The sequence below is a fragment of the Pseudomonas sp. A34-9 genome, from assembly GCF_029543085.1.
Taxonomy (GTDB): domain Bacteria; phylum Pseudomonadota; class Gammaproteobacteria; order Pseudomonadales; family Pseudomonadaceae; genus Aquipseudomonas.
On record NZ_CP119967.1, the window covers coordinates 4,982,865 to 4,996,958 of the forward strand.

At 60.7% G+C, this 14,094-nt stretch carries 10 protein-coding genes; 8 read left to right on the forward strand and 2 right to left on the reverse strand.

Annotation, left to right across the window (positions count from 1 at the left end; translation table 11 throughout):
• Positions 1–59: 59 nt before the first annotated feature.
• Both P3G59_RS22265 and edd read right to left on the reverse strand, forming a co-directional pair.
• Positions 60–1,019, reverse strand: a complete 960-nt coding sequence (locus P3G59_RS22265; protein WP_277758983.1) for a glucokinase — start codon at positions 1,017–1,019, stop codon at positions 60–62.
• Positions 1,016–2,842 (reverse strand): phosphogluconate dehydratase, encoded by a 1,827-nt coding sequence (gene edd / locus P3G59_RS22270; RefSeq protein ID WP_277758984.1) that lies wholly within the window; start codon positions 2,840–2,842, stop codon positions 1,016–1,018. Before edd ends, P3G59_RS22265 begins: the two co-directional genes overlap by 4 nt.
• A gap of 220 nt (positions 2,843–3,062) precedes the next feature.
• Here edd and gap point away from each other — a divergent pair, with 220 nt between their 5' ends.
• The 8 genes from gap (at position 3,063) to P3G59_RS22310 (ending at position 13,722) form a co-directional block, all read left to right on the forward strand.
• Entirely contained in the window at positions 3,063–4,064 is a 1,002-nt protein-coding gene (gap, locus tag P3G59_RS22275; RefSeq protein ID WP_077574258.1) for a type I glyceraldehyde-3-phosphate dehydrogenase, read from the forward strand.
• Between the two features lie 203 nt (positions 4,065–4,267).
• Positions 4,268–4,795, forward strand: a complete 528-nt coding sequence (locus P3G59_RS22280) for a sigma-70 family RNA polymerase sigma factor (RefSeq protein WP_277758985.1) — start codon at positions 4,268–4,270, stop codon at positions 4,793–4,795.
• Positions 4,796–4,924: 129 nt separating this feature from the next.
• Complete coding sequence (locus tag P3G59_RS22285; RefSeq protein WP_277758986.1) at positions 4,925–5,890, forward strand: FecR domain-containing protein; 966 nt, start codon at positions 4,925–4,927, stop codon at positions 5,888–5,890.
• A gap of 122 nt (positions 5,891–6,012) precedes the next feature.
• Positions 6,013–8,598, forward strand: coding sequence for a TonB-dependent receptor (locus P3G59_RS22290; protein WP_277758987.1), 2,586 nt, complete (start codon positions 6,013–6,015; stop codon positions 8,596–8,598).
• A 111-nt stretch (positions 8,599–8,709) separates the two neighbouring features.
• Complete coding sequence (locus P3G59_RS22295) at positions 8,710–9,306, forward strand: biliverdin-producing heme oxygenase (RefSeq protein ID WP_277758988.1); 597 nt, start codon at positions 8,710–8,712, stop codon at positions 9,304–9,306.
• A 154-nt stretch (positions 9,307–9,460) separates the two neighbouring features.
• Positions 9,461–9,871, forward strand: coding sequence for a YbaN family protein (locus tag P3G59_RS22300; protein WP_277758989.1), 411 nt, complete (start codon positions 9,461–9,463; stop codon positions 9,869–9,871).
• A 190-nt stretch (positions 9,872–10,061) separates the two neighbouring features.
• Positions 10,062–12,200 carry a methyl-accepting chemotaxis protein gene (locus P3G59_RS22305; RefSeq protein ID WP_277758990.1) on the forward strand — a complete coding sequence of 713 codons (2,139 nt, stop codon included), beginning with the start codon at positions 10,062–10,064 and terminating at the stop codon, positions 12,198–12,200.
• A gap of 172 nt (positions 12,201–12,372) precedes the next feature.
• The gene (locus P3G59_RS22310; RefSeq protein ID WP_277758991.1) at positions 12,373–13,722 is read left to right on the forward strand and encodes a CoA transferase; all 1,350 of its coding nucleotides are present in this window, start codon (positions 12,373–12,375) and stop codon (positions 13,720–13,722) included.
• Positions 13,723–14,094: the final 372 nt, after the last annotated feature.

A 14,094-nucleotide genomic window follows, 5' to 3' on the forward strand; every position in this document is an offset into this window, starting at 1 on the left:
ATCTGTTGACTGACACACCGCTTTCGCGAGCAGGCTCGCTCCCACAATTGGATTGCATTTCAGGTTGGGGTTGATTGGTCCAGGGCTACGCCGGCGCCAACGAGGCCGGAATACGGCGCTGTCACCAGCCACACCGGGATCCCCTTGAAGTAATCGCTCATGCAGCCCTTGTCAGCAAAGCTGCGGGCAAAACCGCTTTCGACGAAGAAATCGGCAAACCGCGGAATCACCCCGCCAACGATATACACCCCGCCACGCCCACCCGTGGTCAGCACATTGTTACCCGCCACACGCCCGAGCCAGCAGCAGAACTGCTCAAGCACTTCCAGCGCAATCGGATCACCCGCCAGCCCGGCGGCGGTAATCGCTTCCGGCGTGTCGAGTTTGGGCTCATGCCCGTCCACCGCGCAGATCGCCCGATAAACCCGTGGCAGACCGCCGCCGCTCAATGCGGTTTCGGCGCTGACATGGCCGATCTCATTGTGGATGTGCTGCCACAGCTGCGTTTCACGCGGGCTGCTCAGCGGCAGATCGACGTGACCGCCCTCCCCCGGCAACGCCGCGAAACGCCCCTCGCCCAAATCGAGCAAGGTGCCGACGCCCAGGCCAGTGCCCGGGCCAATCACCACGGCAGGACGCAACGGCTCCGGCGTGCCCTCGCAGACCACGCGAAATTCGCCCGGCTGCAAACGGGTCATGCCCAGCGCCATCGCCGAGAAGTCGTTGACCAGCAACAACTGCTCGACCTGCAAGGTTTGGCAGAACGCGGTGCGACTCAGCCGCCAATGGTTGTTGGTGAACTTGAATTCATCACCACTGACCGGCCCCGCCACCGACAGGCACACCGAGCCGATCGAACCCGGCGCCAGACCGAGCCCGCTCAGGTAGAGGCTGATGGCCTCTTCCGGGCTGGCGTGGTCGGCGGTGGCCAAGACCTGAACCGATTCCAGTTGCTGGTTTTTCCACAACGCGAACCGTGCGTTGGTGCCTCCGATGTCACCGACCAAAGCCAGTTTCAATTAAGCGTCTCCAAGGCGGAAGTGAAGGCGCTGGCGCCCTGCTCCGCCGAGCTGAAGGCCATGCGCATGAAGCCAAACAGTTCGCGACCGCTGCCGATGTTGTTGCCCAACAGGCCTTTGGCGGGTTCGCGCGCTGCAAATTCTGCGGCGTCGACCTTGAGTTGCAAAGTGCCTTTGACGCCATCGACGCGGATGATATCGCCCTCTTGCACGCGCGCCAAAGCGCCACCGACATAAGCTTCCGGGCTGACGTGAATCGCAGCGGGGATTTTCCCCGAGGCGCCGGACATCCGTCCGTCAGTCACCAGCGCCACTTTGAAGCCGCGGTCCTGCAGCACGCCGAGGAACGGCGTCATCTTGTGCAGCTCGGGCATGCCGTTGGAGCGCGGGCCCTGGAAGCGCATCACCGCAACGAAATCCTTTTCCAGCAGACCGGCCTTGAACGCGTCGGCCAGATCCTGCTGATCCTGGAACACCATCGCCGGTGCTTCGACGATCTGGTTTTCCAGCGCCACCGCAGAAACTTTCATCACACCGCGACCGAGGTTGCCTTCCATCACACGCAGACCACCCTCCTGCGAGAACGCACGGGCGACCGGGCGCAGGATGTTTTCGTCGAGGCTGTCGGTCGGACCTTCACGCCAGACCAGTTCGCCGTTATCGAGGAACGGCTCTTTGGTGTATTGGCTCAAGCCGTGGCCGAGCACGGTGTTGACGTCTTCGTGCAACAGACCGGCGCCGAGCAGCTCACGGATCAGGAATGACATGCCGCCCGCGGCCTGGAAGTGGTTGATGTCGGCTTTGCCGTTCGGGTAGACGTGGCTCAGGGTCGGCACGACTTCGGAAAGGTCGGCCATGTCTTGCCAGGTCAGCTGAATGCCCGCGGCCATGGCGATCGCCGGCATGTGCAGGGTGTGGTTGGTTGAACCGCCAGTGGCGTGCAACGCGACGATCGAGTTGACCAGCGATTTCTCGTCGACGATTTCGCCGATCGGCATAAAGTTGCCGTTCTGCTTGGTCAGGCGCGTCACTTGATGCGCGGCTTCACGGGTCAGCGCATCACGCAGCGGCGTGTTCGGGTTGACGAAAGAGGCGCCCGGCAAGTGCAGGCCCATGACTTCCATCAGCAACTGGTTGGTGTTGGCGGTGCCGTAAAAGGTGCAGGTGCCCGGGCTGTGGTAGGACTTCATCTCCGATTCCAGCAACTCTTCGCGGGTCGCTTTGCCTTCGGCGTATTTCTGCCGCACGTCGGCTTTTTCCTTGTTGGAAATCCCCGAGACCATCGGCCCGCCCGGGACGAAAATCGTCGGCAGGTGACCGAAACGCAGCGAACCCATCATCAGGCCCGGGACGATCTTGTCGCAGATGCCGAGCATCAGTGCGCCGTCAAACATGTTGTGCGACAGCGCCACCGCCGTGGACATGGCGATCACTTCACGGCTCGGCAGGCTCAGTTCCATGCCCGGCTCGCCTTGGGTCACGCCATCGCACATCGCTGGCGTACCGCCGGCGAACTGGCCGACCGAGCCGATTTCGCGCAGGGCATTCTTGATCTGTTGCGGGAAGACTTCGTACGGCTGGTGCGCCGAGAGCATGTCGTTATACGAAGAAACAATGGCGATGTTCGCCGAGTTCATCATCCGCAGGCTGTGCTTGTCTTCGCTGCCGCACCCGGCCACGCCGTGGGCAAAGTTGGCGCATTGCAGCTTGCCGCGCATCGGCCCGTCGGTTGCGGCCCCGCGAATCAGTGCAAGGTAAGCCTGACGCGTGGCGCGGCTGCGGGCGATAAGCCGTTCGGTGACCTCAAGAACGCGGGGATGCATGTGTAGAACTCCAGGCTAACGGATGTGGCGACCTGATTGTCTATGCTGATCAAACGCCGTTGTTGTTGGAATGACAGACGGCTTTTTTGACCATTCGGACCAGTTGATTCAGGTCACTCGTTGTAGATAAAACAAAATATTGCCACTAAAAAGGCTTGTTTTCTATTTTTATGCGAATAATCTTGTAATTCCAACAACAAAACGACGGCGGCGCTGTTCCATGACTCTTCGAATCGCAATCAATGGTTTTGGCCGCATCGGCCGTAATGTCCTGCGCGCACTGTATACCCAAGGCTATCGACAGGATTTGCAGATCGTCGCCATCAACGATCTGGGCGACAGCTCGATCAATGCTCATCTGCTCAAATACGACACCGTTCACGGCACGTTCGACGCTCAGGTCGAGCATGACAATGAAAGTCTCACCGTCAACGGCGACCGCATTGCGGTCAGCGCAATTCGCAACCCGGCCGAGTTGCCATGGGCGGCGGAAAAGATTGATGTGGTGTTTGAATGCACCGGTCTCTTTACCGATCGCGCCAAAGCGGCCGCGCATATTACTGCCGGCGCACGCAAAGTGATCATCTCCGCCCCGGCCAAAGGCGCCGACGCCACCGTGGTTTATGGTGTGAACCACGACATTCTGCGCCAGTCGCACCAGATCATCTCCAACGCTTCGTGCACCACCAACTGCCTCGCACCGGTGGCGCAAGTGCTGCACCGCGAACTGGGGATCGAAAGCGGTTTGATGACTACCATCCATGCTTACACCAACGATCAGAACCTCACCGACGTCTATCACACCGACCCGTACCGCGCGCGTTCGGCCACGCAGAACATGATCCCGAGCAAGACCGGCGCCGCTGAAGCGGTAGGCCTGGTGCTGCCGGAACTGGCGGGCAAACTGACCGGCATGGCCGTGCGGGTGCCGGTGATCAACGTATCGCTGGTCGACTTGACCGTGCAGCTGAAGAAAGAAGCCAGCGCCGAAGAAGTCAACGCGCTGCTCAAGGCTGCGAGCCAGCATTCGAAAATATTGGGTTACAACACGTTGCCGCTGGTTTCCAGCGACTTCAACCACAATCCGCTGTCGTCGATCTTCGACGCCAACCACACCAAATCCAGCGGCAAACTGCTGAAAGTGCTGGCCTGGTACGACAACGAGTGGGGCTTCTCCAACCGCATGCTGGATAACTGCCTGGCGCTCTGCAACGCCGAGTAAGTTGTCCCGTCCCCCCTGTAGGAGCTGCCGGAGGCTGCGATCTTTTGATCTTGTTTTAAAAGCAACATCAAAAGATCGCAGCCTGCGGCAGCTCCTACATTTCGATCCGCACAAGACCTTTACCGTTCTTTGACAAATCAAGGCTTGACCATACGACTAGATGATAAGCATTATCATTCGCTCAAAATGGATCAGGTCCTCCCGTGAGTCAATCGCGCTTCAACCACGTCTTCCTCACCCAGCGCACGTCCTTGCTGCGAACGCTGGAACGGATGGTCAACAATCACAGCACCGCTGAAGACCTGCTGCAGGAGACCTACCTGCGCGTGACGCGGGCGTTGAGCGAGCGGGCCATCGATCACCTCGAACCTTTTGTCTTCCAGACCGCGCGCAATCTGGCGCTGGATCATTTGCGCGCGCGCAAGATCCATTCGCGAACCATGGTCGATGACGTGCCGCAGGAAGTCGTGCACAGCGTCGCCGCCCCTGCCAGCAGCGCCGAAGATGCCGCCCACGCCGAACAGATGCTGGAGCGCCTGAACGTGAGCCTCAGTCAACTCAGCCCCCGCCAGCAGCAGATTTTCATCCTCAGTCGTTTGCACGGGAACAGTTATCAGGAAATCGCTGATGAGCTGAACGTCTCCCTCAGCACGGTGCAGAAAGAATTGAAGCTGATCATGACCATTTGCATCGGCGTCGCCGAACGACACGACAGCAGCGGCAAGCTGTAAGCTTCAAGCTCCAAGCTCCAAGCTCCAAGCTCCAAGCTCCAAGTAAAAACGAAAAGCAGTACACGCATCAGGCTTGCAGCTTGCAGCTTGACGCTAGAAACTGCTTCGCCAGAAGCCCGAGGAAACACCGTGACGGACACCCACCGCTCGCCTTCGCCGGATTCGGTGCAGGACGCTGCAAACGCAATGGACCAGGCTCTGGACTGGCTCATCGTGCTCGGCAGTCCGGACGAGGAGCAGACCCGGCAGTTCCATGCCTGGCTGGCGGCCGACCCGCTGAATGCCGAGGCGTTTGCCAAGGCCCAGGCGATCTGGGACGGCCCGCAAGTCGCCCAGTGCGCACAAAGCCTGGCGGCCAAGCCTGCGAAAGTCACCGTGCTCAAGCGTCTGCGTCCGCACTGGAAACCGTTGGCTACTGCAGCGGTGCTGATCCTCGGTCTGTTCAGTTTCAGTAACTTGCCGATGCGGATTCAGGCCGATCATCTGACCGTCGTCGGCGAGCGCCAGCGTCTGCAACTGGAGGACGGTTCGAAAGTCCTGCTCAATACCAATTCGGCATTCTCCAGCACCATCAATGATCAGCAGCGCGTTGCCCGGTTGTTTCAGGGCGAAGCGTTTTTCGAGATCGCCAGCGGCCGCAGTCAACCGCTGGAAATCGATGCCGGCCCGGTTCGCGCCAGCGTGCGCGATACTGCGTTCGCGGTGCGTTATCTCGATGGCGTGGCGCAGGTCAACGTGCAGCGAGGTGATGTCGATCTACAGGCAACGCATAACGACGCTCGCGTACGTCTGACGGCGGGTGAGAGTATTCGTATCGGCCCCAACGGCTTCGACCGCCCGGCCAAACTCGACGTCAACACTGACCTGGCCTGGGTGCAAGGTCGGTTGGTGTTCGAGAACTGCCCGTTGAATCAGGTGCTGGCCGAATTGCGCCGCTACTATCCAGGCTGGATCATCAACACCAACGAGCAATTGGCCGACGTCGCCGTGACCGGCAATTACCGCCTCGATCAGCCGCTCGACGTGGTTCGCTCCCTTGCTCACATAACCTCGGCGCAACTGAAAGAATTCCCTGCCGTGGTCATCCTGAACTAAATGAGAATTATTTTTACTCGATAGCCCGCGTCAGTACGTCTCGTTATAGCCAATGCAATTGATTCGCAACACGCGAAGCCAATCAGCCCCTATAAAGATTCGTGCGACACGGAGCGCTATCGATGTCCTCACGCCTTACCCGCCAGACTGCTTCCCCTTCCCGCGTATTGTCGCTGTTGACCGCTGCCATTCTGATTGCCGGCACTGCACCGCTGATGGCTGCCACCGAGCAGCCCGCGCGGAACATGGGTGATTACTCGTTCTCCATCGGCCAGCAGCCGCTGGTGTCGGCACTCAATGCCTTCACCGCCGTAACCGGCTGGCAAGTCGGCTTGCCGGCAGAACTGGGTCAGGGCGTGTCGTCGCCGGGCGTGCGTGGCTCGCTGCCAGCGGAAAAGGCCCTGGAGCGCCTGTTGGTGGGGACCAACCTGAGCTTCCGCAAAATCAGCAACAACAACGTCGTACTGGAAAAGCGCAACGCCAGCGGCACGCTCAATCTGGATCAGGTGACCATCAGCGCCACCCGTCAGGAGCAGTCGGTCAACAGCGTGCCGGCCACCGTCACCGTGCAGACCCGTCAGGACCTGGACCGCAACAACGTCAATACCATCAAGGATCTGGTGCGTTATGAGCCGGGTGTTTCCGTCGGCGGCGCCGGTCAGCGTGGCGGTATCAGCGGCTATAACATTCGCGGCATCGACGGTGATCGCATCCTCACCCAAGTCGACGGTGTCGAAGTGCCGGACGGTTTCTTCAACGGCCCGTACGCCAAAACCCAGCGCAATTACGTTGACCCGGAAATCGTCAAACGCGTGGAAATCCTCCGTGGCCCGGCCTCGGTGCTGTACGGCAGCAACGCCATCGGCGGCGCCGTCAGCTATTACACCCTCGATGCCGACGACATCATCAAGCCCGGCAAAGACGTCGGTGCGCGTCTGAAAACCGGTTACAGCTCTGCCGATGACAGCTGGCTGAAGTCCGCCACCGTGGCCGGTCGTGCCGAGCAGTTCGACGGCTTGCTGCACTACAGCCAACGCGACGGCCACGAAACCGATTCCTACGGCAGCAACAACGGCACCGGTCTGGAACGCACCGCTGCCAACCCGGAAGACGTCAACGCCTACAACGTCTTGGCCAAGATCGGCTGGAACTACAACGAAGACTCGCGTCTGGGCCTGACCTACGAAAAGTACAAGGACGATCGCGACACCGATCAGAAAAGCGCCTACGGCGGCCCATACTTCAACGGCGCACCGACCATCCCCGACAGCGTACTGCCCGGCGGCATGTACCAATGGCGCACCGGTAACGACACCATCACCCGTGAGCGTTTCGGTATCGAACACCGCTTCGCCCTCGACAGCCTGCTGGTCGACAACGTGAAGTGGAGCCTCAACCACCAGATCGCCAAGACCGACCAGAGCACCACCGAGTTCTACTACCCGATCACCCGTAAGGTGCTGCGGACTCGCGACACGATCTACGAAGAAAAACAGTGGGTGTTCGATGCGCAACTGGACAAGGCGTTCGCCATCGGCGACACCGATCACGTGCTGACTTACGGCACCACCATCAAGCAACAGAAAGTCACCGGCTCGCGCAGCGGCGACGGCACCTGCCTGGCCGTCGGTCGCGGCTGCACGGCCATCGGGGCAACCAGTACCGCTGACGTGTTGGCCAAAGCCACCGACTTCCCGGACCCGACCATCAACACCTACAGCGTGTTCGCGCAGGATCAGATCAGCTGGAACAACTGGACCTTCCTGCCGGGACTGCGCTACGACTACACCCAGCTCAAGCCGCACATCACTCAGGAGTTCCTCAACACCGTAGCAGCTGATGGCCAAGGCACGGTCAGCGACGAGAACAAGACCTGGCACAAAGTCTCGCCGAAGTTCGGCCTGACCTACGCCCTGACCGAGCACTACACCTGGTACGGTCAGTACGCCGAAGGCTTCCGCACGCCGACCGCGAAAGCCCTGTACGGCCGCTTCGAAAACACCACCACCGGCTACAGCGTGGCGCCGAACCCGGACCTCGAACCGGAGAAAAGCAAAAGCTACGAAACCGGTCTGCGCGGGAACTTCGAGCAAGGCTCGTTTGACGTAGCAGTGTTCTATAACAAGTACCGCGATTTCATCAATGAAGACGCCGTGACCCCGGGCCGCAACGAGCTGACTTTCCAGTCGGCCAACATCAAGCACGCCACCATCAAGGGCGCGGAAATCAAAGGTCGTCTGAACCTGGACGCGTTCGGCGCTCCGCAAGGCCTCTACACCCAGGGCTCGATTGCCTACGCCTACGGTCGCAACAACGATAACGGCGAGCCGATCAACAGCGTCAACCCGCTGACCGGCGTGTTCGGTCTGGGTTACGACCAGGACAACTACGGCGGCCTGCTGAGCTGGACTGTGGTGAAGAAAAAGGATCGCGTCGACGACAGCAACTTCAAGTCGCCGGATGGCGTCAGCAGCCAATTCAAAACCCCGGGCTTCGGCATTCTTGATCTGGCCGGGTACTACAAAGTCACCGACGACGTCACCGTCAGCGGCGGCATCTACAACCTGACCGACAAGAAGTACTGGCTGTGGGATGACGTGCGCGGTTACGACAGCGTCGGCGAAGCCTCGGTGACGCAACCGGCCAACCTCGATCGCCTGACCCAACCGGGTCGCAACTTCGCGATCAACCTGATCTGGGACATCTGATCCGGTCGACCTCACTGCGCCTGTTCAGGCACCGCGTAGTGAGGTTTTTTTACGCTTGAACGGCGTCTGGTTCGTCTCGTTATCAAGCGCCTCTTTTATCAAGGACATGTCATGACCACTTCGGAAAAAGCCCTGCGTTCACAACGCCTGAACCAGATTACCCATGAGCCGCACAGCAAACTGGATGCGCTGGTGAAGGCTCACGCGCCGTTCGAGACTCGCGCCAACTTCGCCCGTTTTGTCGTCGCGCAGTACCTGTTCCAGTCGGAACTGGTCGACCTGTACAACAACGCCGAACTGACCGCCATCGTCCCTGACTTGCCGGCCCGCTGCCGCGCCGAAGCGGCCAAGGCTGACCTCGCGGACCTGGAAACCGAAGTGCCGGCCCCGGTAGCCGGCGCGGTGAAGAACCCAAGCAAGGCCCGTGCACTGGGCTGGATCTTTGTCTCCGAAGGCTCGAAGCTCGGTGCGGCGTTCCTGATCAAACGCGCCGTGGCCCTGGAGCTGAGCGAAACCTTTGGTGCCCGTCACCTGGGTGAGCCACAAGGTGGCCGTGCCGAAGGCTGGAAGAGCTTCGTGCGCACCCTCGATTCGCTGCCGTTCAGCGCTGAAGAGGAAGCCGAAGTGGAGCAAGGCGCGATCGATGCGTTCAACCGCTTCACCGTGCTGCTGGAACAGGCTTACGCGATAGAAGCCGAAACGGCCTGAAGCAACACATACCCTCCCTGTAGGAGCTGCCGCAGGCTGCGATCTTTTGATGTTGCTTTCAAGATCAAAAGATCGCAGCCTGCGGCAGCTCCTACAGGGGAACTGCAACAACCTGTAAGATCTCCATTCCGCTTCAGAAGCCACCGCTGAGCCCATGCCGCAACCCGCCTCCTCGAAACTCGCCCGCGTGCTGTTCGGCCTGCTGGCCTACGTCAGCCTCGGCATCGGCTTGATCGCCATTGTCGTGCCCGGCCTGCCGACCACCGAGTTCATCCTTCTCGCCGCCTGGGCCGCGACCCGCAGTTCGCCGCGCCTGAGTGCCTGGCTGGAAAACCATCGCTTGTTCGGGCCGATCCTCAGCAATTGGCGCAACGGCAAGATCATCGCGCGCAAGGCCAAGGTCAGTGCGACGCTGAGCATGCTGCTCTGCGCGACGTTGATGCTGGTGATGCTTGATCACGGCTGGCCGATCTATCTGGCGATTGCCGGGATGAGCCTGGGCAATCTGTGGATCTGGTCGCGCCCGGAATCGATCACTGTGCGCATCGATCCTTCTTCACGCTGAAACATCCCTGTAATTAATCCATTTTTCAGCACATTCTCCTGCGCAAACGTTTAGCGGTGACCGTCCGTCGGCACGCGCCTCATGCCCTCTGCTTCCACGCCGATGAGCATTGAATGGCGCTGAATGGATTTGGCGAACCGGATAGTTCATGTCCGCATGCCACCCGTTTATTCATTCGCGAGATCGCCCCATGTTCGACGCTCTGTCCATACGCCTGAAAATCGTCCTGCTCTCCGGCCTGTGCCTGCTCGGTGTGGTTGCGCTGATCGTCGGCATGAACATCTACCAGACCAATCAGAACGACGAACTGGTCAGTGACTCCAGCAACAAGCTGCTCACCGCCAGCGTCGAGAATCTGTTGCAAGCCAAAGCCGCCGAACAAGCGGTACGGGTGCAGAAAACCTTTGGCGAAAGCCTGTTGGTGATCACTGCCCTGGCCGACCAGATCAAGGACATGCGGGTGATGGCCGCCAAGCGTTCGCTGGACGCCGGTGCCTTGCGGGAAGAGTTGAACCTGAGCCTGAAAACCGCCTTTGAGCGCAACGACAAAGTGCTCGGCATCTGGCTCGCCTTCGAGCCGAATGGCCTCGACGGCAAGGACAGCGAGTTCGTCAACGACGCCGCGCGCCAGTCCAACGAAGCCGGACGCTTCGCCACGTACTGGAGCCGTGCGGCCGGCTCGGCGCTGAACACGATCATGGTCGAAGAAGACATGACCAAGACCACCCTCAGCCTCAGCGGCACGCCGTACAACAGCTGGTACACCTGCCCTCGCGACAACAAGCGCACCTGCCTGCTCGACCCGTATGCCGACACCGTGGGCACCAAGGAAATGCTCATGACGACCATTTCCGTGCCGTTGATCGTCGACGGCAAGGCCATTGGCGTGGTCGGTGTCGACATCGCCCTCGACGCCCTGCAAGCGGCAGCCGTGGACTCCCAGCGCAACCTGTTCAACAACGCCGGGCACATGCTGATCGTTTCCGGCAGCGGCGTGCTCGGTGCCGACAGTTCTGACGCCAGCAAGGTCGGTAAAAAAATCAGCAATACCCTCGGCGCCGATGGCCAGGATGTACTGCAACTGCTGACCTCCGGCACACCGAAAATTCTCGAACAGGGTGATTTGATCCGTGCCGTTTACCCGGTCGACCCGATCGGTAACTCACGCGCCTGGGGTGTGGTCATCGACCTGCCGAAACAAGTGCTGCTGGCCGACTCGGTCAAGCTGCAAGCGGTACTCGATGATGCTCAGGAAACCGGCGTGCTCACCGCGCTGCTGGTCGCCGTGGTTGCCGGTCTGGTTGGCCTGTTGTTGATCTGGCTGACCGCGTCCGGCGTTACTCGCCCGATCAATAGCGTTGCCGAGATGCTGAAGAACATCGCCAGCGGCGAAGGTGATCTGACCCAGCGCCTGAACTACAGCAAAAAGGATGAACTGGGCGAACTGGTCAACTGGTTCAACCGCTTCCTCGACAAGCTGCAACCGACCATCGCGCAGATCAAGCAGAGCATCACCGAGGCGCGCGGCACCGCCGACCAGTCTTCGGAAATCGCCCGCCAGACCAGCGAAGGCATGCAGGTGCAGTTCCGCGAGATTGACCAGGTGGCCACCGCCTCCAACGAAATGAGCGCCACCGCTCACGACGTCGCCAACAGCGCATCGAACGCAGCCAATGCCGCCAAAGGTGCCGATCAGTCGGCCAAGGACGGCATGTCGATCATCGAGCGCAGCACCCGCGACATCAACCAACTGGCCGAGGAAGTCAGCAAAGCGGTCACCGAGGTTGAAGCGCTGGCGGTCAACAGCGAGCAGATCGGCTCGGTGCTGGAAGTGATCCGCAGCATCGCCGAACAGACCAACCTGCTCGCCCTCAACGCCGCCATCGAAGCGGCCCGCGCCGGTGAGAGCGGGCGTGGGTTTGCCGTGGTCGCTGACGAAGTGCGCAACCTCGCCAAGCGCACGCAGGATTCGGTGGAAGAAATTCGCGTAGTCATCGAGCGGATTCAGACCGGCACCCGTGGCGTGGTCGCGACCATGCATTCGAGCCAGACCCAGGCGCACAACAACGCCGGGCAGATTCGTCAGGCGGTCGATGCGCTGGGCAAGATCAGCGATGCGGTGACGGTGATCAGCGACATGAACCTGCAGATTGCCAGCGCGGCCGAACAGCAAAGTGCGGTGGCTGAAGAGGTGAATCGCAACGTCTCGGCGATTCGCACCGTGACTGAAACCCTGACCGAGCAGGCCACCGAGTCGGCGGCGATCAGCAGTCAGCTGAATGCTTTGGCCAGCCAGCAGATGAAATTGATGGATCAGTTCCGCGTCTGACGCGAAGAGATCGTTCCCACGCTCTGCGTGGGAATGCAGCCCGGGACGCTCCGCGTCCCAATCGGAAGCTGGAACGCGGAGCGTCCCTTGATGCATTCCCACGCGGAGCGTGGGAACGATCCTCCTCGTGCTTTTTTGCACTATCATCGCCCTCTCTCCCGGAGGGCCTTCGATGAACGATTTGCTCACGTCCATTCAAGCCGCACTCGGCTTGCCCCACACGTCGATTCCGTTCACCAGCAGCGGCGCCCTGCCCTCCGCGTTCGCCGTCACCGACCTGGCCTGCGCCAGCATTGGCGCAGCCGGGCAGGCCGTCGCCGAGCTGCTCCGCCACCAGACCGGGCACGTGCCCGCTGTCGAAGTCGACCGACGACTGGCCTCGTTCTGGTTCTCGAGCTCGCTACGTCCGATGGGCTGGCAGGTGCCACCGCTGTGGGATCCGGTCGCTGGCGATTACGCGACCCGCGATGGCTGGATCCGCCTGCACACCAATGCCGCTCATCACCGCGCGGCTGCCGAAAGCGTGCTCGGGGCCTGCGCCGACCGCGCGGCGATGGCGGCGAAAGTCGCGCAATGGGCGAGTACGGATCTGGAGCACGCGGTGGTCGAGGCCAAGGGCTGCGCTGCCGAAATGCGCAGTTGGGCGCAGTGGCAGCAGCATCCGCAAGGGTTGGCGGTGAATGCCGAGTCGCTGGTGCATTTCCTCGCTGCGCAGGATGAACGCAGCCAAGCGTGGCAAGGCTCGCTGGCGCAACCGTTGGCCGGGCTCAAGGTACTGGACCTGACGCGCGTGCTCGCCGGCCCCACCGCCAGCCGTTTTCTCGCTGGCCTTGGCGCCGATGTATTGCGCATTGATTCACCGACCTGGAACGAGCCCGGTGTCGTTCCGGAAATGACCCTCGGCAAACGCTGCGCGCGGCTGAACCTGCATGATCAGGCTGATCGCGCGGTGTTCGAAGGGTTGTTGAAAGACGCCGATATTCTGCTGCACGGTTACCGCGCCGATGCGCTGGAGCAACTCGGTTTCGGCGTTGAGCGCCGGCGCCAGCTCGCACCGGGGCTGATCGATGTCGGCCTCAACGCCTACGGCTGGAGCGGCCCGTGGCAGAACCGCCGTGGCTTCGACAGTCTGGTGCAAATGAGCAGCGGCATCGCCGAGGCCGGACAGCGCTGGAAGCAGGCCGATAAACCGACCCCGTTGCCGGTGCAGGCGCTGGATCATGCGACCGGTTATTTGATGGCGGCGAGTGCGCTCCGCCTGTTGACCGAGCGTTTGAACACGGGTCGAGGTGGCTCGGCGCGGTTGTCGCTGGCGCGCACGGCAAAGTTGTTGGTCGAGCATGGGCCGGGGACAACGCAAGCGCTGCGTGCCGAGGATGAACAGGATCAATGTGCGCGGTTGGAGCAGACCCCGTGGGGGCCGGCACATCGGTTGCAGGTGCCGGTGGAGATCAGCGGCACACCGATTCAGTGGGCGTTGCCAGCTACAGAATTGGGTTCCCGTAACCCACAGTGGGCCTGAAAAGCCCCTCACCCTAACCCTCTCCCAGAGGGAGAGGGGACTGATTGGGGGATCTTCAAGAAATTCACCGATTTGAAAGATTGGCTGTGAATCCATAATCGACTCGGTCTTGCAGGTCGATGCACAGCGCATGACATCTCGGTAAGTCCCTCTTCCAGAGAGAGGGGACTGATTGGGGAATATTCGAGAAATTCACCCAACTGAAAGATTGGCTGTGAATCCATAATCGACTCGGTCTTGCAGGTCGATACACAGCGCATGACATCTCGGTAAGTCCCTCTTCCAGAGAGAGGGGACTGATTGGGGAATATTCGAGAAATTCACCCAACTGAAAGATTGGCTGTGAACCCATAATCGACTCGGTCTTGCAGG

Excerpts from the sequence above, each read along its gene's own strand:
- edd (WP_277758984.1), bottom strand. The coding sequence starts at position 2,842 with ATGCATCCCCGCGTTCTTGAGGTCACCGAACGGCTTATCGCCCGCAGC.
- gap (WP_077574258.1), top strand. The coding sequence starts at position 3,063 with ATGACTCTTCGAATCGCAATCAATGGTTTTGGCCGCATCGGCCGTAAT.
- P3G59_RS22290 (WP_277758987.1), top strand. The coding sequence starts at position 6,013 with ATGTCCTCACGCCTTACCCGCCAGACTGCTTCCCCTTCCCGCGTATTG.
- P3G59_RS22295 (WP_277758988.1), top strand. The coding sequence starts at position 8,710 with ATGACCACTTCGGAAAAAGCCCTGCGTTCACAACGCCTGAACCAGATT.
- P3G59_RS22300 (WP_277758989.1), top strand. The coding sequence starts at position 9,461 with ATGCCGCAACCCGCCTCCTCGAAACTCGCCCGCGTGCTGTTCGGCCTG.
- P3G59_RS22305 (WP_277758990.1), top strand. The coding sequence starts at position 10,062 with ATGTTCGACGCTCTGTCCATACGCCTGAAAATCGTCCTGCTCTCCGGC.
- P3G59_RS22310 (WP_277758991.1), top strand. The coding sequence starts at position 12,373 with ATGAACGATTTGCTCACGTCCATTCAAGCCGCACTCGGCTTGCCCCAC.